This window comes from Mesorhizobium sp. M1322 (genome assembly GCF_040318085.1).
Taxonomy (GTDB): Bacteria; Pseudomonadota; Alphaproteobacteria; order Rhizobiales; family Rhizobiaceae; genus Mesorhizobium.
The window spans coordinates 18092-41606 of the sequence record NZ_JAMYLP010000034.1 but is presented as its reverse complement, the minus strand read 5'-3'; the positions used below and the strand labels follow the sequence as shown (position 1 = coordinate 41606).

19 protein-coding genes and 1 pseudogene are annotated in these 23515 nt (G+C 64.0%); 8 read left to right on the top strand and 12 right to left on the bottom strand.

The window, feature by feature from the left end; genetic code table 11:
* Positions 1-115 precede the first annotated feature (115 nt).
* The 3 genes and pseudogenes from NKH12_RS15000 (at position 116) to NKH12_RS14990 (ending at position 3727) form a co-directional block, all read left to right on the top strand.
* Positions 116-1176: pseudogene (locus tag NKH12_RS15000) on the top strand (LLM class flavin-dependent oxidoreductase).
* Positions 1177-1400: 224 nt separating this feature from the next.
* Positions 1401-2570, top strand: a complete 1170-nt coding sequence (locus NKH12_RS14995) for an AI-2E family transporter (RefSeq protein ID WP_352953836.1) — start codon at positions 1401-1403, stop codon at positions 2568-2570.
* Positions 2571-2725: 155 nt separating this feature from the next.
* Positions 2726-3727 (top strand): LLM class flavin-dependent oxidoreductase, encoded by a 1002-nt coding sequence (locus NKH12_RS14990; RefSeq protein ID WP_352953835.1) that lies wholly within the window; start codon positions 2726-2728, stop codon positions 3725-3727.
* 28 nt (positions 3728-3755) lie between these two features.
* Here the strand turns inward: NKH12_RS14990 and NKH12_RS14985 are convergent, their stop codons facing one another.
* Complete coding sequence (locus NKH12_RS14985; RefSeq protein ID WP_352953834.1) at positions 3756-4787, bottom strand: LacI family DNA-binding transcriptional regulator; 1032 nt, start codon at positions 4785-4787, stop codon at positions 3756-3758.
* A 221-nt stretch (positions 4788-5008) separates the two neighbouring features.
* On the opposite strand from NKH12_RS14985, the gene NKH12_RS14980 reads away from it, so the two are divergent.
* Genes NKH12_RS14980 through NKH12_RS14970 form a run of 3 tightly spaced genes read left to right on the top strand, consistent with a single transcriptional unit; the run spans position 5009 to position 8888 of the window.
* A complete protein-coding gene (locus tag NKH12_RS14980; protein ID WP_352953856.1) occupies positions 5009-6598 on the top strand; it encodes a sugar ABC transporter ATP-binding protein in 1590 nt (529 codons plus the stop codon).
* Positions 6595-7923: an ABC transporter permease gene (locus NKH12_RS14975; RefSeq protein ID WP_352953833.1), complete on the top strand. Its 1329-nt coding sequence runs from the start codon at positions 6595-6597 to the stop codon at positions 7921-7923. Before NKH12_RS14980 ends, NKH12_RS14975 begins: the two co-directional genes overlap by 4 nt.
* A complete protein-coding gene (locus NKH12_RS14970; RefSeq protein ID WP_352953832.1) occupies positions 7920-8888 on the top strand; it encodes a substrate-binding domain-containing protein in 969 nt (322 codons plus the stop codon). The genes NKH12_RS14975 and NKH12_RS14970 overlap by 4 nt, the downstream gene beginning before the upstream one ends.
* 91 nt (positions 8889-8979) lie before the next feature.
* Here the strand turns inward: NKH12_RS14970 and NKH12_RS14965 are convergent, their stop codons facing one another.
* From NKH12_RS14965 to NKH12_RS14940, 6 genes are all read right to left on the bottom strand, one after another.
* Positions 8980-9441, bottom strand: a complete 462-nt coding sequence (locus NKH12_RS14965) for a MarR family winged helix-turn-helix transcriptional regulator (RefSeq protein ID WP_352953831.1) — start codon at positions 9439-9441, stop codon at positions 8980-8982.
* Entirely contained in the window at positions 9438-10022 is a 585-nt protein-coding gene (locus tag NKH12_RS14960; protein ID WP_352953830.1) for an amino acid synthesis family protein, read from the bottom strand. Before NKH12_RS14960 ends, NKH12_RS14965 begins: the two co-directional genes overlap by 4 nt.
* Positions 10015-10893 (bottom strand): UPF0280 family protein, encoded by an 879-nt coding sequence (locus tag NKH12_RS14955; protein WP_352953829.1) that lies wholly within the window; start codon positions 10891-10893, stop codon positions 10015-10017. Before NKH12_RS14955 ends, NKH12_RS14960 begins: the two co-directional genes overlap by 8 nt.
* Positions 10893-12434 carry a 6-hydroxynicotinate reductase gene (locus tag NKH12_RS14950; RefSeq protein WP_352953828.1) on the bottom strand — a complete coding sequence of 514 codons (1542 nt, stop codon included), beginning with the start codon at positions 12432-12434 and terminating at the stop codon, positions 10893-10895. Before NKH12_RS14950 ends, NKH12_RS14955 begins: the two co-directional genes overlap by 1 nt.
* Entirely contained in the window at positions 12431-15349 is a 2919-nt protein-coding gene (locus tag NKH12_RS14945) for a molybdopterin-dependent oxidoreductase (RefSeq protein WP_502910797.1), read from the bottom strand. Before NKH12_RS14945 ends, NKH12_RS14950 begins: the two co-directional genes overlap by 4 nt.
* An 80-nt stretch (positions 15350-15429) precedes the next feature.
* Positions 15430-16293: an FAD binding domain-containing protein gene (locus tag NKH12_RS14940; protein ID WP_352953827.1), complete on the bottom strand. Its 864-nt coding sequence runs from the start codon at positions 16291-16293 to the stop codon at positions 15430-15432.
* Between the two features lie 305 nt (positions 16294-16598).
* Between NKH12_RS14940 and pncA the strand changes: the two genes are divergently transcribed.
* Both pncA and NKH12_RS14930 read left to right on the top strand, forming a co-directional pair.
* Entirely contained in the window at positions 16599-17198 is a 600-nt protein-coding gene (gene pncA, locus NKH12_RS14935; RefSeq protein ID WP_352953826.1) for a bifunctional nicotinamidase/pyrazinamidase, read from the top strand.
* A 77-nt stretch (positions 17199-17275) separates the two neighbouring features.
* On the top strand, positions 17276-18670 hold the full coding sequence (locus NKH12_RS14930) for a sodium:proton antiporter (RefSeq protein WP_352953825.1): 1395 nt from the start codon (positions 17276-17278) through the stop codon (positions 18668-18670).
* Here the strand turns inward: NKH12_RS14930 and NKH12_RS14925 are convergent, their stop codons facing one another.
* The 5 genes from NKH12_RS14925 to NKH12_RS14905 all read right to left on the bottom strand — a co-directional run bounded on the left by NKH12_RS14925 (position 18671) and on the right by NKH12_RS14905 (position 23471).
* Positions 18671-19390, bottom strand: a complete 720-nt coding sequence (locus NKH12_RS14925) for an ABC transporter ATP-binding protein (RefSeq protein ID WP_352953824.1) — start codon at positions 19388-19390, stop codon at positions 18671-18673.
* On the bottom strand, positions 19387-20112 hold the full coding sequence (locus NKH12_RS14920) for an ABC transporter ATP-binding protein (protein WP_352953823.1): 726 nt from the start codon (positions 20110-20112) through the stop codon (positions 19387-19389). The genes NKH12_RS14925 and NKH12_RS14920 overlap by 4 nt, the downstream gene beginning before the upstream one ends.
* Positions 20109-21071, bottom strand: a complete 963-nt coding sequence (locus tag NKH12_RS14915; RefSeq protein WP_352953822.1) for a branched-chain amino acid ABC transporter permease — start codon at positions 21069-21071, stop codon at positions 20109-20111. Before NKH12_RS14915 ends, NKH12_RS14920 begins: the two co-directional genes overlap by 4 nt.
* Positions 21068-21949, bottom strand: a complete 882-nt coding sequence (locus NKH12_RS14910) for a branched-chain amino acid ABC transporter permease (RefSeq protein ID WP_352953821.1) — start codon at positions 21947-21949, stop codon at positions 21068-21070. The genes NKH12_RS14915 and NKH12_RS14910 overlap by 4 nt, the downstream gene beginning before the upstream one ends.
* 217 nt (positions 21950-22166) lie before the next feature.
* On the bottom strand, positions 22167-23471 hold the full coding sequence (locus NKH12_RS14905; RefSeq protein WP_352953820.1) for an ABC transporter substrate-binding protein: 1305 nt from the start codon (positions 23469-23471) through the stop codon (positions 22167-22169).
* Positions 23472-23515: the final 44 nt, after the last annotated feature.

Below are 23515 nucleotides of genomic sequence, written 5' to 3'. Positions count from 1 at the left end.
TTTTCGGCTGAATTCGGCAGAAACGGACATGCACTGTTCACCATCCGGCCCTCTGGCGGCGCGGCGGGCCGGTCGCTACCTGTAGCGCGGAAAACAAACGCCAGGATGACAGATGATGGAACTCGGTCTCTACACCTTCGCGACGTCAGCCCGGAACCGGGCCCCGGTGCCATCGGTGCGCATGAGCGGCTGCGCAACCTGATCGAGGAGATCGAGCTGGCCGACCAGGTCGGTCTCGACGTGTTTGGGCTGGGCGAGCATCACCGTCCCGATTATGCGGCTTCAGCGCCGGTCGTGGCCCTGGCCGCGGCGGCCGAACGCATCAGGCGCATAAAGCTGACCAGCGCGGTCACCGTGCTTTCCTCCGACGATCCGGTTCGTGTCTTCCAGCAGTTTGCGACACTCGACCTTCTATCCGGCGGCCGGGCCGAGATCATGGCTGGGCGCGGCTCGTTCATCGAATCCTTTCCGCTGTTCGGCTACAATCTCGAGGACTATGACGAGCTCTTTGCCGAAAAGCTCGACCTGCTGCTTGCCATCCGCGATCATGTCAAGGTGACCTGGTCGGGCAGGCTGCGCGCTCCGATCAACGATCGCGGCGTCTATCCCCGCCCGTTCCAGGACCGATTGCCGATCTGGATCGCGATCGGCGGCACACCGCAATCCGCCGCGCGTGCCGGTGCGCTCGGCCTGCCGCTGGCGCTGGCCATCATCGGCGGCGAGCCGGCGCGGTTCGCACCGCTGTTCGACATCTACAGGGAGGCGGCCAACCGGGCCGGCAATGATCCGGCTGATCTGGCCACCAGCCTCAACGTGCACGGCTTCATCGCGGAGACCACCGACCAGGCAGCCGACGATTTTTATGGGCCGCAGGCGGAGGTGATGAACCGCATCGGCCGCGAGCGCGGCTGGGGTCCGACGTCGAGGGCACATTTTGACCAGTCGCGCGGCCCGAACGGTGCGCTGTTCGTCGGCAATCCCGAACAGGTGGCCGAGAAGATCATTGCCCAGCACAGGATATTCGGCAACGATCGCTTTCTGCTGCAAATGGCGATCGGCACCATGCCGCACGCTAAGATCATGAAGGCGATAGAACTCTACGGCACCAAGGTGGCGCCGATCGTGCGCAAGGAAACGGCGAAGGCCATCCTTGCCGTGGCCGCGCCGGCCGTCTGATTCGTCGGCAAGATCGATGTAGGGCTAAGGTCGTCGTCGACGCCGGCTACCGCATCGGTCCGAAATCGGAATCGATTTTCGGAAAGCACGATGCGCAGATTCAAAGTGTTAGAGCGCACTTTGTGCGTCCAAGTGGACGCACGTCGCTCTAACGGAACTTTGAAGCCGCAAAGACGTTTCCGCCCACGGTCTACGCCAATCGCGGTGTGCCGCCGAGGGCCAGAATGAAAGCCGAACCCGCCGCTTCGGGCGCAGGCGCTGCCGATAGCCCGGATTCGCGCGCCAAGGCGCGTGCGGATACCCATCTGATGCGTTCGCTGCTCGTTGGCATCTTCATCCTTATGGCGATCTATGCGCTCTACTTCGCCCGTGCCTTCTTCATGCCGGTCATTCTGGCTTTCCTGCTGGCATTGACGCTGACGCCGATTGTCCGCTTCCTGCGCAAGCATGGCATGCCCGATCCCATGTCGGCGACATTGCTGGTGCTGCTGTCGTTCTGCGTCATCGCCGTCGCAGGGTATTTGCTTAGCGGCCCGGTCATCGACCTCATCAATAACACCTCGTCGATCGGCCAGCAGCTTGCGGAACGTCTGGCGCAACTGCGCCGTCCGTTCGAAAGGATCGTGGAAATTTCGCGTCAGATAGAGGGACTGACGCAGACCTCCCAGGAGCCCGGCGTTCAGAGGGTGGCCATGGCGCCATCGGGCCTTCTCTCACAGGCCGCCGGCAATGTGCTGTCGGCCGGCACCAGCATCACCATCGTCTTCGTCCTGTCGCTGTTCCTGCTCGCCTCCGGCACGATGTTCTATGAGAAGATTGTCCAGTCCTTCCCCAGCCTCAGCGAAAAGAAGCGGGCGCTGCGCGTCGTCCATGACGTCGAACGTGAGATCTCGCACTATCTGCTTACTATCACGGTCATCAATACATGTCTCGGCGTTGTCATCGGGCTCGGCCTGTGGGCACTCGGCCTGCCCAACGCGCAGGTCTGGGGCGCTGCAGCGGCTCTGCTCAATTTCCTGCCCTATATCGGTGCGCTGATTACGATCACGCTGGTTACCGTGATCGCGCTGATCAGCTTCGAGACGATCTCCTATGCGCTGCTGGCGCCAGCCTTCGTCATTTTGTGCGTCATCATCGAAGGACAGTTCGTGACGCCGACGGTGGTTGGCCGCCGCCTCGAGATCAATGCAGTGGCAATCCTCATCGCCATTGCCTTCTGGTCCTGGCTGTGGGGTTTTGTCGGCGCACTGATAGCGGTACCGCTGCTGGTCGTCATCAAGGTGTTCTGCGACCACTTCGACCGGCTCAGCCATGTCGGCAATTTCCTGGCGGCGCAGCATACGGCGGTTGAGGACGAAGAGATTTCAGAAACCGAGAAGGCGGCGGGCGCATGATCCGAGAACCTGGATAAGTTCCGGAAACGACCTCTCGAATTCAAAATTTCAGAGCGTCCTTTGCGCCTGCCTGGACGCGCGGCGTCTGTTCAATTTTTTGAATTTGTGGCTGTGGCGGTCGCTTCCTACATCCCTCCCGTCCACAGGATCCCCCCATGACCGCTCTTTCCGTTCTCGACCTGTCGCCGATCGTCGAAGGCAGCAACGCTCCGCAATCACTCGCCAATTCGCTCGATCTCGCCCGCCATGCCGAGCGGCTGGGATACAAACGCTACTGGCTGGCCGAGCATCACAACATGCCGGGCATCGCCAGCGCCGCCACCTCTGTCGTCATTGCCCACGTTGCAGGCGGCACCAGAACGATACGCGTCGGCGCCGGCGGCATCATGCTGCCCAACCATTCGCCACTGGTCATCGCCGAGCAGTTCGGCACGCTTAACGCATTGCATCCCGGCCGCATCGACCTCGGCTTTGGCCGGGCGCCGGGCACCGACATGGGCACGGCGCGCGCGCTGCGCCGCAACCTCGAGGCCGGCGCCGACAGTTTTCCGCAGGATGTCGTCGAGCTGATGGGCTATTTCCAGCCGGCCGAAGACGGTCAGCGTATCCGAGCTGTGCCCGGCGAGGGCGAGCAGGTGCCGATCTGGATCCTGGGCTCGAGCCTCTATGGCGCGCAGCTAGCCGCCATGCTCGGTCTGCCCTACGCCTTCGCCTCGCATTTCGCACCGGCCGAACTCGACCACGCACTGGAGATCTACCGCTCGGGCTTCCAGCCATCGAAGCAGCTCGACAAGCCCTATGTCATGCTCGGCCTCAACGTGTTCGCGGCGCCCTCCGACGCTGAGGCGCGGCTGCTGTTCACCTCGCTGCAGCAGGCCTTCGTCAATCTGCGCACCGGCCGACCCGGCCGATTGCCGCCGCCGGTCGAGGGATATGAGCGCGACCTCGACCCGATGGCCAAAACCATGCTTGGCCAGGCGCTGTCCTGCGCCGTCGTCGGCGCCCCGGAAACGGTCAGGCAAGGCATCGAGGCGTTCGTGCGGCGCACCGGTGCCGACGAGCTGATGGTCACCGCGCAGATTTTCGACCACACAGCGCGGGTGCGATCGTTCGAGATCCTGAGCGACGTCCACAAATCGCTGTCGGAAGCGGCCTGACGTTCTTTTCGAGGCTGCTAAAGGCGTGTCACGCGCTGACGCTTTGTGCGATCGCCGCCAAGGGCGCCCCCACTGGCCGGCATGAATTGCGGATCATCAGCCGTCCCTTGAGCGTCAGCTTGCGCGGCGGCGCGTCCCTGTTTCCGGCGAGCCGGTCGAGCAGCAGATTGGCCGCCTGCTCGCCGATCGCCTTGACCGGTTGTGCGACTGTGGTCAGTTGCGGCTGGAACACGTCCGACCATGGAAAATCGTCGAAGCAGGCAACCGAAATATCCTCGGGGCAGAACAGCCCGATATCGCGGATCGCCTTCATGGTGCCGATCACCATCGGGTTGTTGGCCGAGAAGATGGCGCTCGGGCGGTCGTGCAGCGAAAGCAGCTGCATCGTCGCGTTGTAGCCGTCGACTTCGTGGAAATTGCCGAAGCGAATAAGCTCGTTCTCGACCGGCAGGCCGGCAGTCTGGAGCGCCTCGCGATACCCTGTCATGCGGTCATGCATGGGCGAGATGTCGAACGATCCGGAGATGTAGCCGATCCGCTTGTGGCCGAGATCGATCAGATAGGTGATCGCGTCGAACACCGCGCGCTGGTTGTCGAGAACGACGGTGTCGGTATCGACGCCTTCGCAAACGCGGTCGAGCATCACCACCGGCACGTTGGCGTCGTCGACAATTCTCTTCAGGATCGCGCCGTCGCCGACGCGCGCGACGATCAGTCCGTCGACCATCCGGTCGAGCAGCAGCCTGATCTGGTCGTCCTGCGTGTTCAGATCCTCGTCCGTGCAGCACAGCATGACCGCGTAGCCGGCGCGGTCGAATGCCTGCTGGATGACCGAAACGACATCGGTGAAGAACGGATTGGTGATGTGGGGAACGGTAAGCCCGATGGTGCGGGTCGTGCCCATCTTCAGGCTGCGGGCGATCGCGTTGCGGTTGTAGCCGATGTCGCGGATCGCCTGTTCGATACGCTGGCTGAGCTCGGGACTGACGGTCGCGGTGCCGTTGATCAGCGCCGAGACGGTGGCGACCGAAACACGCGCCACCTCAGCCACGTGCAGCATCGTTGGGGCCGTGGACCTTCGCTGCTTTTTTCGCCCTGACGCCATCATTTTCGAAACGTTTCACCGCCCTCTCTGACTGCAATACCTACGGAATCTCGCGGATTTGCGCAAGAATTGAAATGCATCAATCCCGCCTCGTCAGATAGCAGCTTGACATGATCGAAACGTTTAGATTAGCGTTTGAGGCGTTCGACGACGACGGAAGGGAGGCCGTTATTGTCATGGAGCCTGGCAATTTCGGCACGTCCGGAGATGATGCGGCTGCGGCCGCCCGCTCGGCTGTCGTTCTGAGCGCCGAGCACATCTCCAAGACGTTCGGTGGCATCGCCGCGCTTGTCGATGTCGGCTTCGACCTGCGGCGCGGCGAGGTCCATGCGCTGATGGGGGAAAACGGCGCCGGCAAGTCGACGCTGATGAAGATCCTCTCCGGCATCTATACGGACTACGACGGAACAGTGAACGTCGATGCCAATCCGATCCGTTTCGCCGGCGTACGTGACGCCGAGCACGCCGGCATCGCCATCATCCACCAGGAACTCAATCTCGTCCCCGAACTCAGCGTTGCCGATAACATCTTCCTGGGGCGCGAGAAGCTGATCGCCGGACTTATCGTCGACCGCAAGGCAAGCAGCCATGCCGCCGGTGCGCTGCTGCAGAGGCTCGGCATCGAGCTCAACCCGGAAGCGCGGGTCGGCAGCCTGCGCGTCGGCGAGCAGCAGCTGGTCGAGATCGCCAAGGCACTGTCGATGTCGGCGCGTATCCTGATCATGGACGAGCCGACTTCGGCGCTTTCGCCGGCCGAATGCCAAAGGCTGTTCCGGATCATCCGTCAGCTTGCCGACAGCGGCGTGGCGATCGTCTACATCTCGCACCGCATCGACGAGGTCATGCAGCTGGCCGGCCGGGTCACCGTGTTTCGCGATGGACGCCACGTGCTCACCGAGGCCATGGCAAAGCTCGACGAAGACACCATCATTTCGGCGATGGTCGGGCGAAACCTGCTTGCCTCCTCTCAGGAAGAGCGTGGCCCTAGCGGTAAGATCGTCCTCTCCGTAAGCGGCCTATCGCTGTCGAAACCCGACCGCCACGGCTGGCGCACCGCGCTCGACGGCGTCGACTTCGATCTTGCCGCCGGGGAAATTCTGGGGATAGGCGGGCTTCTGGGCTCGGGACGCACCGAAATCCTGGAGACCATCTTCGGTTCCAGCGGCGGCCGCGCCGGCGGCGAATTCCGGCGCGCCGGCGAGCCGGTGGAGATCCGTGCGCCGCGCGACGCCCGCCGGCTCGGCATCGCCCTGGTGACCGAGGACCGCAAGACGCAAGGCCTGCATCTTCAGGCCTCAATCACCGACAATGTCGCGCTGCCGCTGGTCGGCGCGCTGGCGCGGTTCGGCCTTCGCTCGCGGGCCGCCGAGCAAGGCCTGGCGCGGCACGCCGTCAAGGCGCTCGGCATTCGCTGCGGGACCATCGAGCAGCCGGCCGGCACACTGTCCGGCGGCAACCAGCAGAAGGTCGTCATCGGCAAATGGCTGGCGACGCGGCCGCGGGTGCTGTTGCTGGACGAGCCGACACGCGGCATCGATGTCGGCGCCAAGCGGGATATCTACGATCTCATCTTCAAGCTGGCGCAAGACCGCCTCGCCATCGCCGTCATCAGCTCGGAATTGCCGGAGCTGCTGCATCTTTCCGACCGCATCCTGGTTATGGCCGATGGTCGCCAGACGGGGATCCTTTCCCGCGCGCAAGCCAGCGAGGAGGCCATCATGCGGCTCGCGGCGCCGCGCCGGACCATGACGAGACCCGCAGCATGAGCATCTTGAACATCCTGTCCCGGACGAAGCTCTATTGGGGCCTGATCGCCATCTTCCTGATCGGCGTGCTGGGCTCGCCGATCAGCTCCAAGGGCAACAACATCTTCCTGTCCTACGGCAATCTGCTCGATGTGCTGCGCCAGGTGTCGACCACCGGCCTGATCGCCACCGGCATGACGGCGGTGATCATCACCGGCGGCATCGATCTTTCCGTCGGCTCGCTGATGGCGATCTGCACCGTGGTCTGCGCCATGCTGCTGACGGTTCCGGGCGTCACGCCGGCGGTGGTGCTGGGGGTGCCGACAGTTGCCGTAGTCGCCCTTTGCCTCGGCATTCTGGTCACCCGCTTCGTCTTCCTGAACATCGAAAAATCCCGCGCCGGTCCGCAGGCCACCCACGCCATCAAGCTGGATAGCGTTCGTGGACTGGTCACGCCCGGCATCATCGGGGTGATCCTGTGCAGTCTCGCGCTGTGGTTCTTGCTGCCGCAGGTTGGCTCAAAGTTCGGCGTGCTCGGCGTGTTGCTGGTGGCGCCTTGCGTCGGCCTGCTGTTCGGCGCACTCAACGGCTTCATCATCGTTGCCGGACGGCTGCAACCCTTCATCGTCACGCTGGCGATGATGGTGACGGCGCTCGGCATCGCCCGGCTGACCGCCGGCCAGAACAATGCGGTGCTGCCGGTCTATACCGGGTCGAACGCCACCGCCGATTTCGAAATGCTGCGCTCGCTGGTCTTCGGCGTGATCCCAATGCCGGGCCTCTTCTTCCTCGGAGCGATCCTGATCTACGGCGCGGTGCTGCGCTTCACCCCGTTCGGCCGCTACGTCTATGCAATCGGCGGCAATGAAGAGGCGGCACGGCTGTCCGGCATCGCCGCCGGCCGCGTCAAGATCGCCACGTACGCCATGTCCGGGCTGCTGGCCGGCGTGGCGGCGGTGCTCTATGTCGCGCAATACAGGCAAGGCAAGCCGGATGCCGGCGCCGGGCTGGAGCTCGATGCCATCGCCGCCGTGGTCATCGGCGGCACCAGCCTGATGGGCGGACGCGGCAGCCTCATCGGCACATTCTGCGGCGTGCTGATCTTCGGACTGCTCTCGAACATCCTGCAATTGCACAACATCAATTCGAACCTTCAGCTCGTACTGAAGGGGATGATCATCATCGGCACCGTGCTCGTCCAGGAGCGCAATGCCGTTGATCTTCTCTTCTATCTGCGCCTGGTATTTGCGCCTCTCTGGGGCGGGCAGGCGCACAAGGAAACGACCGCAGCAAAGCGGCCGTCAAAAGAGACCCCGTCTCTAAATCTTGGAGGAAACAAGAAATGAAACGACGTGAATTGCTGAAGCTCGCCGCCGTCACCGCGGCACTGCTGACCACGACCGCGCTTTTGGCCAGCGGCAACGCCTACGCGCAGGACAAGAAGTGGAAGATCGGCTTCTCGCAGGTGACGACCATTGAGCCCTGGCGCGCCCAGTTCAACAAGGACATCCTGGCTGAGGCCGCCAAGCATCCCGAAGTCGAGCTGATCGTCACCGACGGCGAGGACAAGACGGAAAAGCAGGTCGCCGATGTCGAAAACCTGATCCGCCAGGAAGTCGATGCGCTCTTGGTGTCACCGAAGGAATCCGCTGGGTTGACCGGCGTCGTGCAGCAGGCGATCGACGCCAAGATCCCGGTCTTCGTGCTCGACCGCAATGTCGAAACCAAGGACTACACGCAGTTCGTCGGCGGCGACAACAAGCTGATCGGCCGGGCTGCCGGTGAATACGCCGTCGAGCTGCTCGGCGGCAAAGGCAAGGCATCAGGCAATGTCGTCGAGATCTGGGGCGGCATGGGCACCCAGCCAGCTCATGACCGTCATGACGGCTTCCATGAATTCACCGACAAGGAGCCGGGCATCAAATACCTGCTCGACCAGCAGTCGGGCGACTGGAAACAGGACCAGGCCTACAACATCATGGCCACGGCACTGCGCAACAACGAGAAGATCGACCTCGTCTATGGTCACAACGACCCGATGGCCTACGGCGCCTATCTTGCCGCCAAGGATGCTGGACGCGAGAAGGACATCAAGTTCATCGGCATCGACGGCCTGCCAAATGAAGGCGTAACGCTGGTCAACAATGGCGAGCTGACGGCGACGTTCACCTATGTGACACCGGGTGCCGAAGGGCTGCGGCAGGCGATCAAGTTTCTGAACGGCGAGAAGGTCGAAAAGACCATCACGCTGCCGACGCAGAAGATCACCAAGGAAAATGCCGTCCAGATCCTGAAGGAGCACGGGCTCTGAGACGAAGTCGTCGATGACGGCGCCCCACACCCCGGGTTTCGGGGGGCGGGGGCGGCCGGCCGGGGGGGGGCCGCGCTGGCCCACGCCCCGCTCACCCCCGCATGGCCCAAAGCCTCATGAAAATCGCGGCCTCCTTGGCCGAAAGCGGCGCCAGCGTTTCCTCGGTGATCTCGCGGGCGATCGGGATCAGCCGCTCGACGGCGTCGCGGCCTTCAGCGGTCAGATTGACCAGCAGGCGCCTTTTGTCGACCTCATGCTTGGAAAGCTCGACCAGGCCGCGCGCCTTGAGGCGGTCGATGACACCTTTCACGGTCGCCGCGTCCATGGCGATCAGGCTGCCAAGCTGGTTCTGCGAGGTCTCGCCGACATCGTGCAATTTGGCCAGGGCGGCGAATTGCGGCGGTGTCAGGTCGGCAATGTGCGCGGCGAAGATCGAGACATGGCGCTGGTGCGCCTTGCGCAGGATGAAGCCGACCTGCTCCTGCAAACGGTAGTCGTTTTCATCAGGCTCCTCGGCCTCGACCAGCTTGAGCTTGACGTCTTCGGCGCTCACCGCAGTCCGTCCCAAGCCTTGATATCTGTTGCCGCGAGCCCGCCCATGCGGTCGTGCACGCGCGGACCGCAGGTCATGGCGAGGCAGAACAGGATTTCGTCGGGACGAGGCCCGTCGCTGATGCCGACCTCCATGGCATCGAAATGGCTGCGCACATAAGCGGCGTTGATGTGCCCGAGCGGCACGTCGAGCCGCGCGCCGAAGGCGCCGACCTTCTTTGCCGATGGTACGATCGCCTTGGCATCGCCGAGCCGCTCGCGCATCGCATAGCCGCCAGGCACATGCCACAGTGCGCCATGCTCCAGCTCGCCGGCGATACCGACGATGGCGCCCTTGCCGTACCCGTCGATCTGTTTCACGTCGCCACCCAATGCAGCGATGAGCTTGTCGGAGAGCAGCAGCCCGAGCGGCTTCAGATCGTCCATGGCGCTCTGCAGCTCTTCCACGTAGCGGCCGGCGAATGGGTTCTTCACCACCGCCATGGCGGCAGCGCGGCGGCGCGGCACCTTTGCGACCGGCCCGCCCTCGTGAAATATCTCCTCCATCAGCACCGCAATCTTGCGGATCGCAAACTCAGGCATGGGCAATTTCCTTCCTTGATTTCTCATTGGGCGCGAGCGCCATGGGACCGGCGATCCGTGCCTGACCGGCAAGGAACAGCGCTGAAGCGGCAATCAGGCCGTGTCGTCGAAAATCTTCGGCGACGGCGAGCCCGCTGTCGAGCGCGGCGGCTATTTCGCTGGCGGAAAGCGCCCCGACGGCTTGGATGACCAGACGATCGCCAAGATCGCTGTCCGGCGCCAGATCGCGCGCCGGCACGCGCTCGATGGCAGGATGACCGGGCAGGTCAACGGCGTTGGCGAGCAGGGTCGCGGCGGCATCGGCTTCAGCACCGGTCCGCGCCAGCACCGTGACGGCGTCGGCGATGCCGAGCGAAAAGGAACGGCCGCGCCAGCCGCTTGTCGCGACGCCGCGGATCCCGTCTTCGGCGCGGATCGTGATCCGGTCAGCCAGTCCATGGCCCGTCCCGGCAATGGCGACGGTCATGGACCGGCCGTTGCCGAGATGGATCGCGCTGTCGCCGCCATTGTTGACGTAGGCGCGATCGAGCCGGCGGCCGCCCAGCAGCGCACCAAGCATTTCGTCGGCTACCGAACCGGCGACGGCAGCCATCGGCGTGATGAATTGTTTCGCCAGCGGAACAATCGCTGCTTCCATACGTCGCGCCGTCGGGCCAGCGAAAGCACGTGGTCGCGACGAGGCCGGGCGGCGCAGTTCTGGCAGTTCGTCGACGAGCTCCTGCAGGATTGTTCGAAACCGCGCCGCCGCCTGGCCATAGGCGGCGCGGCATTCGTCCGCATCGCCAAATGCCTCAATGATCAGGTCGATCGGGCCGTGATTGAGATGCAGCCGCCTGCCGTCCTCAAGCCAACGTACCTGCGGCCCGTTCATCACCCGGCCCCGTTGCCGGCTGCACGCCGCAACTGCGCCAGCGGCGGCCACGGATTGCGGTCCGGCGCAGCCGTGCCGCGGCGCGGGTTGAGATACTCGCCACCTTTGGCCAGAATGTCGTCAACGCTGCGGATCTCGGCTTCGTAGCCGCCGAGCCTGATATAATCGTCGCGGCGCAGGGTGAACTCGATCGGCGCCACCAGCGCCGGCGTCGGCACATAGCCGAAGGCGCCTTCCGGCACGCGGGTGACATCGACCATCAGCGTGATGCCGCCGCCCGGCCAGACATAGACCGGCGCGCCGCCGACCGTCACATAAGTCGTCAGGCCCTGCACCGAGCGGGTCAGATTGACCGGGTTCTCGGTCACCCCGGCGCGCAGCGAGCCGCCGGCACCGCCGACGAACAGCACGGTGCACAGCGCCGGCTCGCAATTGTCCTCGATCAGGCCGACGGATTTTTGCAGCCGCTCCGGGAACGGTTTCTGCACCGGCTTCAACTCGTCGTCGAGCTCGTAATAGGCGAACTGCTCGCCGGTGGTCGAGACCATCAGCAGCGACAGGCCAGGCCGCGCGCCCTTTTTCGCATTCCATTCGCCGAGGATCGACAGCGGATCGGAGATGCTGGTGCCGCCCCAGCCGAGGCCGGGCTCCGACACTTTGAAATAACGGCCCGGCGTCGAACGGCGGCCGATGATTTTTATCCCCGTGTCCTGCCAGCCGAGCACCTTGCCTGCCTGATGCTCGGAGACGACGCCGGTGATGTGGTCGTCGACCACCACCACTTCGTCGACCAGGCCGCGCCATTGGGTGGCGAACATGCCGATGGTGGCCGAGCCGCAGCCGACACGCATGCGACGTTCAACCTTGCCGTCGATGACCGGCGGCTTGCCGGCTTCGACGACGACCGTGGCACCGCCGTCGATGGTGAGCTCGACCGGCTTGCGGTTGCACAGATTGAGCAGCGCATCGCAGGTGGCGCGGCCTTCGGCTTTCGAGCCGCCGGTCAGATGATGCACGCCGCCCAGCGACAGCATTTGCGAGCCATATTCGCCTGTCGTGACATGGCCGATCGCCTCGCCCGCCGAGCGGACCGTCGCCGTTTCGGGACCGATATGACGGTCGGTATCGATCTTCACCTTGACGCCGCAGTAGGAGAAGATGCCCTCTGTGACGACGGTGACGAGATCGACGCCTTCGACCTCCTGGCTAACGATGAAGGGCGCCGGCTTGTAGTCGGGATAGGTGGTGCCGGCGCCGATCGCGGTGACGAAGCGGCGGCCGGTGTTGACCAGTTCGCCGTCCCAGGCCTCGCCTTCAGCGATGAAAGGAACAACCGCGCCACCGGTCTCGGTCGCATGATCGAGGATGGTCAGCGGATCCATCCGCACGATCCTGCCGCCGACATTGCCGTAGCGATCACAGGCGCCGGTGCGGCCATCTGATATGTAGCACATGACCGGGCAGGCATCGCAGCGGATTTTTTCCGCCACCTGCTTCTCGCCGGGATCATGCGTCTCGAAGCGTTCGGCAAGCTCGCTCATCGGCGCGCCTCCTTGTCGCGGATCGCGGCGCGGATGCGGGTCGGCGTCGCCGGAATTTTGCTGACCAGGACGCCGGTGGCATGGCGCATGGCGTTGAGGATCGCGGGCGCCGTCGGGATCAGCACATGTTCGCCCAGACCCTTGGCGCCAAAGGGTCCTTCCGGATCCGGAACTTCGATCAGGATGGTTTCGATCGGCGGGACGTCGCCGATCGTCGGGATGAGATAATCGTGCAAATTCTCGGTGCGGCCGGGGATGTACTCCTCCATCAGCGCCATGCCGATGCCTTGCGCGATGCCGCCCTCGATCTGGCCTTCGGCGAGCAGCGGATTGATCGCCTTGCCGACATCATGCGCGGCGGTGATCTTGATCAGCTCCACCGTGCCGAGCTTGAGGTCAACCTCCAGTTCGGCGATCTGCGCGCCGTAGCCATAGACGGCATAGGGCTTGCCCTGACCCTTGGCGTCGAGCGGCTGCGTCGGCGGATCGTAGCTTTCCTCGGCGCGGAAGACCAAGCCATCGGCATCGGCCTCCAGCGTGGACAAATCGATATGCCGTGTCGCTTCGCCCTCGCGGATGGCCAGGCTTGTGCCATCGAGAGCGATCGCCGCTTTTTCCGACACATTGGCGAAGCGCAGCATGGCCTCGCGCAAGGCGCGGCCGGCCTTTTCGGCCGCCTTGCCGGTCACGAAGGTCTGGCGCGACGCGGACGTCTTGCCGGCATCCGGTGTGATCGCCGTGTCCGCGCTTTTCAGTGTAAATTTTTCGAGCGGCAGGCCAAGCGCGTCAGCGCAGATCTGGGCAATGACCGTGTTCGAACCCTGCCCGATATCGACCGCACCCTGATGCAGGACGACATCGCCTTCAGCCGAGATGCCGACCCTGATGGTCGATGGATTGGGCAGCGAGGTGTTGCCGCAACCATACCAGCAGGAGGCGACACCGACGCCGCGTTTCCGGATTTCATTGGCACTATTGAATGTATCGGCATCGGCAAGCGCGCGCGTCCAATGCGGCCGCAACACTTCGAGGCACTCGGCAATGCCGACGCCCGCTTCCAACTTCTGGCCGGTAACTGTTTCGGAGCCGTTTCGAAGGCAGTTTTTCAAGCGAAATTGGAGCCGATCCAGCCCAAGCTTTTCGGCCAGCTCGTCATAGAGCGTCTCCTGCATGATCGTCGCCTGTGGCACGCCGAAGCCGCGGAAGGCACCGGAGATCGGGCCATTTGTGTGGATGGCGCGGCCTTCGGCCCGATAATTCGGCGTCGCATAGGGACCGGAGGCATGCACCGGCACGCGGTTGGCGACGGTCGGACCCCAGCTCGCATAGGCGCCGGTGTTGAAATCGCCGGCGAAGACCATGCCGATGATGCGGCCATCGGCATCGGCGCCGATCGTCGCCTTCATCTCGGCGGGATGACGCTTGGTGGTCGAGATCATCGATTCATGACGGGTATAGGCGAGTGCCGCCGGCCGCCCGGTTTTCATCGCGACCAGGCCGATCAGCGGCTGCAACGAAACGTCGAGCTTGGAGCCAAAACCGCCGCCGGTGGCGGTCGGCACGATCCGCACCTTGTCGACGGCAAGGCCAAGCACCTTGGCCACGTCGTCGCGGTCCATGTAGGGCGCCTGCGTGCAGGCAACGACTACCAGCGTGTCGCCATCCATGTAGGCATAGCCGGCTTCCGGCTCGATATAGGCGTGCTCGACATAGGACGTGTCGATAGCGCCCGAAACCGTGAAAGCCGCGCCGGCAAGGGCGGCCTCCGGGTCACCGCGCTCGACAAAGCCTGATGTGAGCCGGTTTGCCGGCCGGTTCTCGTGGATCAGCTGAGCGCCGCCGGCCTGCGCCTCGCAAGGCTGCAGGACATGCGGCAACTCGGTCCAACGAACAGGAAAATCCGAAAGATCGAGATCGAGGATGGCCTCGCGCTCACCGGCAACCAGCGCCACCGCCTCGCCGCGAAAGCGCGAAAAACCTTCAGCCAGCGCCGGCTGGTCGGCGAAAGGCGCAATGACGCCGAAGCAGTTCTTTCCCGGAATGTCGGCAGCGGTGAGGACGCCGACGATGCCGGGACGGGCTTTCGCCCAGGCGTCGAGATCGCCGAAGGCGAAGCGGGCATGATAATGCGGCGAGCGGACCACCAGCACCGCCAGTGCATCGGCCGGAAAGGAATCGCCGCCGAATTTTTCGCCGCCGGTGACCTTCGGCAGGCCGTCCAGCCTGACGGGTGAGGAGCCAACCGCTTGGCCTGAGATCGGCATTCTGCGGTCAAGATCGAGATCCAGCCGCTGAAGTTGGCGCTGCCCCTCACCCTTACCCTCTCCCCGTGAAAGACGGGGAGAGGGGGACGCCGGCGCTGGAGCTTGTCCCTTCTCCCCGTCACTATACGGGGAGAAGGTGCCGGCAGGCGGATGAGGGGCAGTGCCGTCGGTCGAGAGTTCGCTCGCGAACCGTCCAGCATCCATCACCGCCGCGATGATCTTCCGGTAGCCGGTGCAGCGGCAGAGGACGCCGCCCAGCGCATCCTGCGTTTCGGCCTCGGTTGGGTTGGGCTTGCGGTCCAGCAGCGCGGTTGCCGCGATTAGCAGGCCGGGCGTGCAGATGCCGCATTGCGCGGCGCCATGATCGAGGAACGACGCCTGCAGCGCCGACAATCTGCCGTTGGCGAGACCCTCGACGGTTGTCACCACGGTGCCAGCGGCAGAAGCCGCTGACATGAGGCAGGCGCAGACGGGTTCGCCGTCGACGAGCACCGTGCAGGCGCCGCAGTCGCCGGCGTCGCAGCCGACTTTGGTGCCGGTCAGCCGCAATTCGTCGCGCAGCACCGAAGAGAGACGGCGAACCGGCGGCACGCAGACAGAAACGGCGGCGCCGTTGACCTCGAAGGCGATGTCGGCGCGTTCCATGCTCATGCCAGGCTGAGCCTCGCTCATGCCAAGCTGAGCCACGCTCATGCCAGGCTGAGCTTTGGTCATGCCAGGTTGAGCTTTGCTCATGCGGCCACCGCCTTGTCATTCGACGCGTGACCCGCGGCACCGAGAACGGCGCGGGCGACGATCTCGCGCGCGGCGTCCAGCCGGTATTCGGCGCTGCCGCGGACATCGCCGATCGGCGACAGCTCGTCCATCGGTGCGGACTGGATCGCGGTGGCGAGAGAGTGGTCGACCGGGAGGCCACGCAAGGCTGCTTCGACGCAAGAGAGACGCTTGGCGACAATGGAACAAGAGCCGACGGCGACGGCAGCGTTGCCGACGATGCCGTCCTCAATGGTCAAGCGGGCCGCCGCCATAGCGATGGAAATGACGAGATAGCGACGCGCGCCGAGCTTGACGAAAGCCGACGTGCCGGTGGCCGCGTTTTTCGGCACGCGGATGGCGGTGACCATTTCGCCCGGCTGCAGTTCCGTGCGGCGGTTTCCCAGGATAAATTTTTCCAGCGGCAGATGGCGGACCATCGCCACCGAGCGCAATTCGACCTCGGCGTCGAGAACGAGCAGCGCCGGCACGCCATCGGCAGCCGGAGAGGCATTGCAGAGATTGCCGGCGATGGAGGCAACATTCTGGATCTGCACGGAGCCGACTTCTCGCGCCGCCTGCTTCAGCGCATCGAAAGCCGCCGGCAGTCGATGGCGGACAAGATCAGTCCAGGTCGTGCGCGCGCCGATGACCCAATGATCCTTGGTTTCGGCGATACCGCGAAGCGTCGCCAGACCGTTGATGTCGAGGACATTGTCGCGGAAAGGCTTGGCTCCTTGTGCCGGGTAGAAATCGGTGCCGCCGGCAAGGATGCGCCACGGAGCCTCGCCAAGCAAAGCGAGCGCCTCGTCGACCGTGGTGGGTTTCGCGTAACGGATCACGCTTTGCCTTCCCAGAAAATAGCGATCCTTCCGGCATTCGGGCCGGTCAAATTCATTCGTATGCAAATGATATCAAGCCGGCGGGAATTGTCAAAGCCAGAGTTTTGCGTCGGCGCCCGTATCGGCGCGACGGTACGCATTTGTTATGCCGTTGGAGGTTGACGCAGCCGGCCATCTGGTCAAGTTTCTGCATCCGGTCGCGTTAGCGGCATTTTTCGGTGGAGCCTGGGTTCGAACACCGGATTCCACGTTTGGCAGACTTCCGGTTCGGGTTATGCCTCCGGGACAAACAAGAGGGAGGCTCCATGGTCGACGAAGCGCTTGTCATCATCGACCTGCAGAACGATTTCTGCCCGGGCGGCGCGCTGCCGGTGGCCGGCGGCGACGAGATCGTGTCGCTGGTCAATGACCTGATCCGGCGGACCGAACATGTCGTGCTGACGCAGGACTGGCATCCCGCCGGCCATTCGAGCTTTGCCTCCAGTCATCCCGGCAAGCAGCCGTTCGAAACGATTGAGATGCCGTACGGCCCGCAGACGCTGTGGCCCGACCACTGCATCCAGGGCAGCCTGGGTTCGGATTTCCATTCGGGGCTTGCCTGGACCAAGGCCGAACTGGTGATCCGCAAGGGCTTCCGCCCGGAGATCGACAGCTATTCGGCCTTCTTCGAGAACGACCATACGACACCGACCGGTCTTGCCGGCCATCTCAGGGAGCGTGGCATCGACACGCTGACCCTGGTTGGTCTTGCGACCGATTTCTGTGTCGCCTTTTCGGCGCTCGATGCGGCCAAGCAGGGTTTCAAGACGACGGTGCGGCTCGACGCCTGCCGCGGCATCGATCTCAATGGCTCCGTCGAGACGATGCTGAACCGAATGCGCGATGCCGGCGTGACGCTGGCTTGAACATCACCAATCGCATTCGACACAATTCCAGAGGGGGCATTATGGGGTTTGCGGCGGCTTTGACGGCGGGCGCTGTGATGGCAGTCGCAACCTTGTCTCCGGGAATGGCGCTTGCAGCCGAGGCCCACGAACTGCCGGGCGAAACAATGTCGCTGTGGTGGGCGCTGCCCTTTGCCGGCCTGCTTCTGTCGATCGCCACCGGGCCATTGCTTTTCCACCATGTCTGGGAGCATCACTACGGCAAGATCACCTTCTTCTGGGCGGCCCTTGCGGTCGTGCCACTGGCGGTGGCGTTCGGCATGCCTTCGGCCACGGAGGCGGTGCTGCATGCCCTGCTCACCGAATACATGTCGTTCATCATTCTTCTGTTTGCGCTGTTCACCATTTCGGGCGGCATCCTCGTTGCCGGCAACATCCATGGCACGCCGCTGGTGAATGCCGGACTGCTGCTGATCGGGGCGATGCTCGCCTCGGTCATCGGCACGACCGGCGCCTCGATGATCCTGATCCGGCCGATCCTGCGCGCCAACGACAACCGGCCTTTCAACGCCCATGTCGTCATCTTCTTCATTTTCCTGGTGTCCAACATCGGCGGCTCGCTGACGCCGCTCGGCGATCCGCCGCTGTTCGTCGGCTTCCTGCGCGGCGTCGATTTCTTCTGGACCACCACCAACCTCTATCAGGAGACACTGTTCGTCGGCGGCCTGGTGCTGGCCGTCTTCTTGGCTATGGACATAGTCCTGCATCGCCGCGAGGCAGGCGCGCCGAAGATCAAGGATCCGACACCGGATACGAAGGTGCGCATCCGAGGCCTGCCCAACGTCCCGCTGCTGGCCGGAGTGATCGGCGCGATCCTGCTTTCCGCGACCTGGAAGCCGGGCGTGGCTTTCTCCGTGCAGGGCGTGAGCCTTGAATTGCAGAACCTCGTGCGCGACGCCATCATCCTGGCGCTTGCCTTCCTTTCCCTCGGCGTCTCGCCCAAGAGCCACCGGCAGGCGAACAACTTCCACTGGGAGCCGATCGCCGAAGTGGCGAAACTGTTTGCCGGCATCTTCATCTGCATCGTGCCGGTCATCGCCATTCTCAGGGCCGGCCCCGACGGGGCGCTGGCGCCGCTGGTCTCGCTTGTTACTTCGCCGACTGGCGAGCCAAACGACCTCGCTTATTTCTGGATGACCGGAGCGCTGTCATCCTTCCTCGACAATGCGCCGACCTATCTGGTGTTCTTCGAGCTCGCCGGCGGCGATCCGCAACATCTGATGACCACCCTCGCCTCGACGCTGGCAGCGATCTCGGCCGGCGCGGTGTTCATGGGCGCCAACACCTATATCGGCAATGCGCCGAACTTCATGGTGTACGCCATTGCCAGACATCGCGGCGTCAAGATGCCGGGCTTCTTCGGCTACATGGCATGGTCGGGCGCGGTGCTGATCCCGATATTTTTGCTTGCCGGCTTTTTGTTCTTCGGGTGACTACCCAACTCCGACATAACGGCGGACCGCCGACGGATCGGCGCGGAGCTCCTCGACATCGACGGTCTCGCGGTTGCGGCCGTTCTCGATGAACGAGACCCGGTCGGCGACGGATAGCACGGCATCGACCCGCTGCTCGACCAGGATCGTCGAAACGCCAAGGTCGCGCAGCTTCGACACGGTCTCACGGATCCTGGCGATCATCGACGGCATCAGCCCTTCGGTCGGCTCGTCGAGCAGAAGCACCTGCGGTTCGAGGCACAGGGCCCGCGCCATGGCCAGCATCTGCTGCTCGCCGCCCGACAGCGTGCCGGAGCGCTGTCTCAGCCGCTGGCGCAGCAGCGGGAAAAGGTCGAGCACGTTTTCGCGTGTCGCCTTGCCCTTGTCGCGGGTCATCAAGCCGATCTCGATGTTTTCCGCCACCGTCATCTCGGCGAACAGCCGCCGGCCCTGCGGCACATAGGCGACGCCAGCCTTCGGCACGTCATGCGCCGGCAGGCCGGTCAACTCCCTGCCGTCGAGCCTGATCGAGCCGGCGCGTGAGGGAACGAGGCCCATGATCGCCTTCAGCGTCGTCGTCTTGCCGGCGCCGTTGCGGCCGAACAGGCACAGCACCTCGCCCTTGTTCAGCACGAGGTCGAGGCCGTAGAGCACCTGGACCTCGCCATAGAAGCAGTCGAGCCCGGAGATGGTCAGAGCTTCAGCCCGTGGTTCAGTCATGGGGCCGTCCCCAGGTAGGCGTCCTGCACCTCGGCATTGGCGCGGACCTGCTCGGACGTGCCTTCGGCCAGGATCTTGCCGGCGTTGAAGACGGTGATGCGGTCGGCAAGCTGCATGACCACCGGCATGTTGTGCTCGATCAGAAGCACGGTGGCGCCCTTGGCGATCTCGCGCACCAGCCCGATGAAATTGTCGATCTCGCTGTCGGCCAGCCCCTGCGTCGGCTCGTCGAGGATCAGCAGGCGGGGCTTCAGCGCCAGCCCCATCGCCACTTCGAGCAGGCGCTGATGGCCATAGGACAGTTGACCGGCCGGCATATGGGCGCGGTCGGCAAGGCCGGTGCGCTCGAGCGCCGCCATGGCGCCGGCATACACGGCCCCTTTCGAGCGGCCATCGGTCAGCGTTCGCTGCACCGGCAGCGCGACGTTGTCGTAAGCGGTGAGGTTGGCAAAGACGCTGGTGATCTGGAAGGTGTAGGCAATGCCAAGGCGGACTCTGGCGTAGGCCGGCAGGTTGGTGATGTCGGCGCCGTCGAAGACGATCATGCCCGACGATGGCTGAATGCGGCCGCTGACCAGGCTGACGAAAGTGGTCTTGCCGGCGCCGTTGGGACCGATGACGGCGCGGATCTCGCCCGGCATCAGCGCGAAGTCGACACCGTCGACGGCGCGCAGGCCACCGAAATTGCGGGACAGGCCTTTGGTCGTCAGCAGCGGCATCATGGCAGCCATCCGAGCCAGCGCTGGCGGATGGTGCCGAGAATGCCCTTGGGGAAGAACAGCACCAGCAGGATGAGGGCAATGCCGACGATCAGCAGATAGGCCGAGGTATAGCCGCTGGTGATGTCGACGACATAGTACATGAACAGCGTGCCGATCAGCGGACCGAGCGTGGTCGCAGCACCGCCGAGCAGCACCCAGAGCAGAGGCAGGATGGAATATTGCACCGAGGCAAAAGTCGAGCCGACATAACCGAACAGCAGCGCGTAGGCAGCGCCCGAAGCCGCGCAGATGGTGCCGGAGACAAGTACCGCGGCAAGCTTGTTGGAAAACGTGTCGTAGCCGAGCATTTTGGTCCGCTCCTCGTTTTCGCGGATGGCGACCAGCACACGGCCATACCTGGAGCGGACGACGACGAGTGTCACCAGCAGCACGATCGAGAACAGGACGAGCGCGCTCATGTAGCGCACGGTCGGATCGGTGAGGCCGAGCGACGTGTCGCCCAAAACAAGCACACGCGCCGACTGCGGCACGACCAGGCCCTGATCGCCGCCGGTCCAGGCCGCGAAATAGAGGATTATGAGATAGAACACCTGCGCGAACATCATGGTGACGATCATGAAGGCGACGCCGGAAGTACGCAGCGCCAGCAGACCGATCACCAGCGCGAGAAGCGCGCCGCTGGCAAGCCCGGCGGCAAAGGCGGCCGGCACGCTCCAGCCGAGATGGATGACGGCAAGACCTGCGCCATAGAGCCCGACCGAAAAGAACATGGCGTGGCCGAGGCTGAGCAGCCCGACATAGCCAAACAGCATGTTGTAGCCCATGGCGTAGACCGCCAGCACCATGATGCGGGCGAGCAGCCCGTGGTGATATTCCGGCAGGACGAAGCTTAGAGCGAACAGCAGCGTGATGACGCCCAGATGCAACGCATAGGCTTTTGCCGGTGAGGCCTCCTTCATCGCGATGCCGTCCCGAACAGGCCTTGCGGCCGGAACACCAGCACCATGGCAACCAGCAGCGTGGCGATGATCTTGGCCAGCGTCGGCGAGAAGAACACCGAGATGATGCCGTCCGACAGGCCGATGAGCACGGCGGCAACGACGGTGCCGCGCAGCGAGCCGAGACCGCCGATGATGACGACGATGAAGGACAGCAGCAGCGGGTCCTGCCCCATCAGATAATGCGCCTGGCTGATCGGCACAATCAGCACCGCGGCCACCGCTGCCAGCATGGCGCCAAGCGCGAAGACGCCGGCGTAGACGCGGTCGACCGGAATGCCGAAGGCCTGCGCCGTCTCGCTGTCATATTGCGTGGCGCGCATGACAAGACCGATTTTCGTACGCGTCAGCACGAACCACGTCGCGACAAGCAGAAGCGCAGACGCGGCGATGATCGACAGCTTGTAGCCGGAGTAGCCGAACCACGGCAAAAGGATGCGGTAGCTGAAGGGCGCTTCAACCGGCCGTGCCTCCGGGCCGTAGAAAGTCAGCGCCAGTTGCTGGATGATGTAGAGCATGCCGATGGTGGCGACGATGGTGGCTTCCGGATTGTAACTCAGCCGGCGCAGCACCAGCCGTTCGGCGACCAGTGCGATCAGGCCGACGATCAGCGGCGCCAGCATCAGAGCAGTCAGGAAGCCGAGCGCCGGATGGCCTGATATGGCCGTTGAGATCGCCCAGGCAAGCACCGCGCCCAGCATGAAGAACTCGCCATGGGCGACATTGACAACGCGCATGACGCCGAACACCAGCGACAGGCCAAGCGCCGTCAGCGCCAGCACTGCGGAGGTGACGAGGCCTTCGAGGGCGGCGAGGAGAAGATGAGGTCCGAAGTGCATCGGCTAAGCACCAGCGGATGCGAGAAGCACCCCCCTCTGTCCTGCCGGACATCTCCCCCTCAAGGGGGGAGATTGGCAGTTCCTGCGACGGCGACCATTCACCGGCCTTGGCAATTGGCGAAAGCATTCGTGACAGCCAATCTCCCCCCTTGAGGGGGAGATGGCCGGCAGGCCAGAGGGGGGCGGCTTGGCGCTCACGCTTGCTGCTAAGCCGAGCCTAAAGCGGCTGGGTCGTGTAATCCCCTTCCGGCTCGTAGAGGCCGTCCTCGATCTTGGTCTTGTGAACGACGTTCAGCCGGCCGCCTTCGACCTTGGAGATGTTCTGGATGCCAAAACACTGGTGGATCTTGCCGTTGAAGGTCTTCGGCCCTTGCGGATGCTCGGGACCTTCGGCGAACTCGGTCAAGGCCTCGGTCGCCTCGACCAGCTTGGCGCGGTCTTCCGGCCCCTTGTAGCCGGCATCCTCCATCGCTTTCTTGACGACACAGAGCGTTTCCCAGCAGCCGAACATGTGCGCGGCGGTGGAGACGTCCTTCGGATCGCCGACGGCAGCGCCGTTGTCGTCGATGCCGACAGCGGCGCGATAGCCCTTCTGCGCGGCGGAATCATCGGGCTGCGCGTAGCGCGGCGAGCCTTCCCAGAAATGGCTGCCGTCGAGGAATTCGAGGCCGGGGCTGTTGATGTCGGTGGCTTCGAGCGAATCGATGAAGCCGAACAGCTGCGGTCGGTTGGAGCCGTAGAATTCGCCGAGTTCCTTGACGAAAGTGAGCACCGCCGGGCCGACCATGACGTGGTAGATCACCTCGGTTTCGGCCGGGATCTGCGGAAAATATTTGGTGAAGGACGATTCCGTCGGCGGGATGGCGATCTGGGCGATGACCTCGGCGCCTTGCGCCTTCAGCGCCGGCGGCAGGTAGTCGCGATGGTCGTAGCCGAAGGCGAAATCGGGGAATATCTGCGTCACCTTCTTGCCGGCATTCGCCGCGATCCACGGCGCCATCGCCTGGATCTGGCTCTTCACGTCGGTGATGCCGGGCTGGAAGACGTAGCGGTTGAGCTTGGTCGAGGCGACGTGGTGGCCTTCGCTGACGACAAAATAGGGCATCTTGGCCTCGCCGGCGGCCGGCGCCGAGCCGATGACGACATGCGAAAACAGCGTGCCGTAGACGATGTCGGTCTTGTGCTGGGTGGCGAATTTGCCGACCACTTCGGCGCCGCGGCCGGGATCGGTGCCGTCATCCTCTATGATCACCTCGACCGGCCGGCCGTTGATGCCGCCTGCTTCGTTGATCGCCTTGACCGCGGCGGCGGTGGTCCTCTCGTACCAACGGCCATAAGCGGCGCCGATGCCGGTGCGGTGGCACTGAAAGCCGATCTTAATCGGCGCCGAGCTCTGCGCCTGGCTGTAACGCACGAACCCAGGCGCGACGGCGAGGCCGGCGCCTGCGGCCAACCCCTTCAGCGCCGTGCGGCGGGTGAGACCGGTTGTGGAGAGATCGAAAAACCCATTCTTGTCAGTCACGGCAGTTCCCCTTGTTTTTTGAGTTTTGACCAATGGCTGTAGCG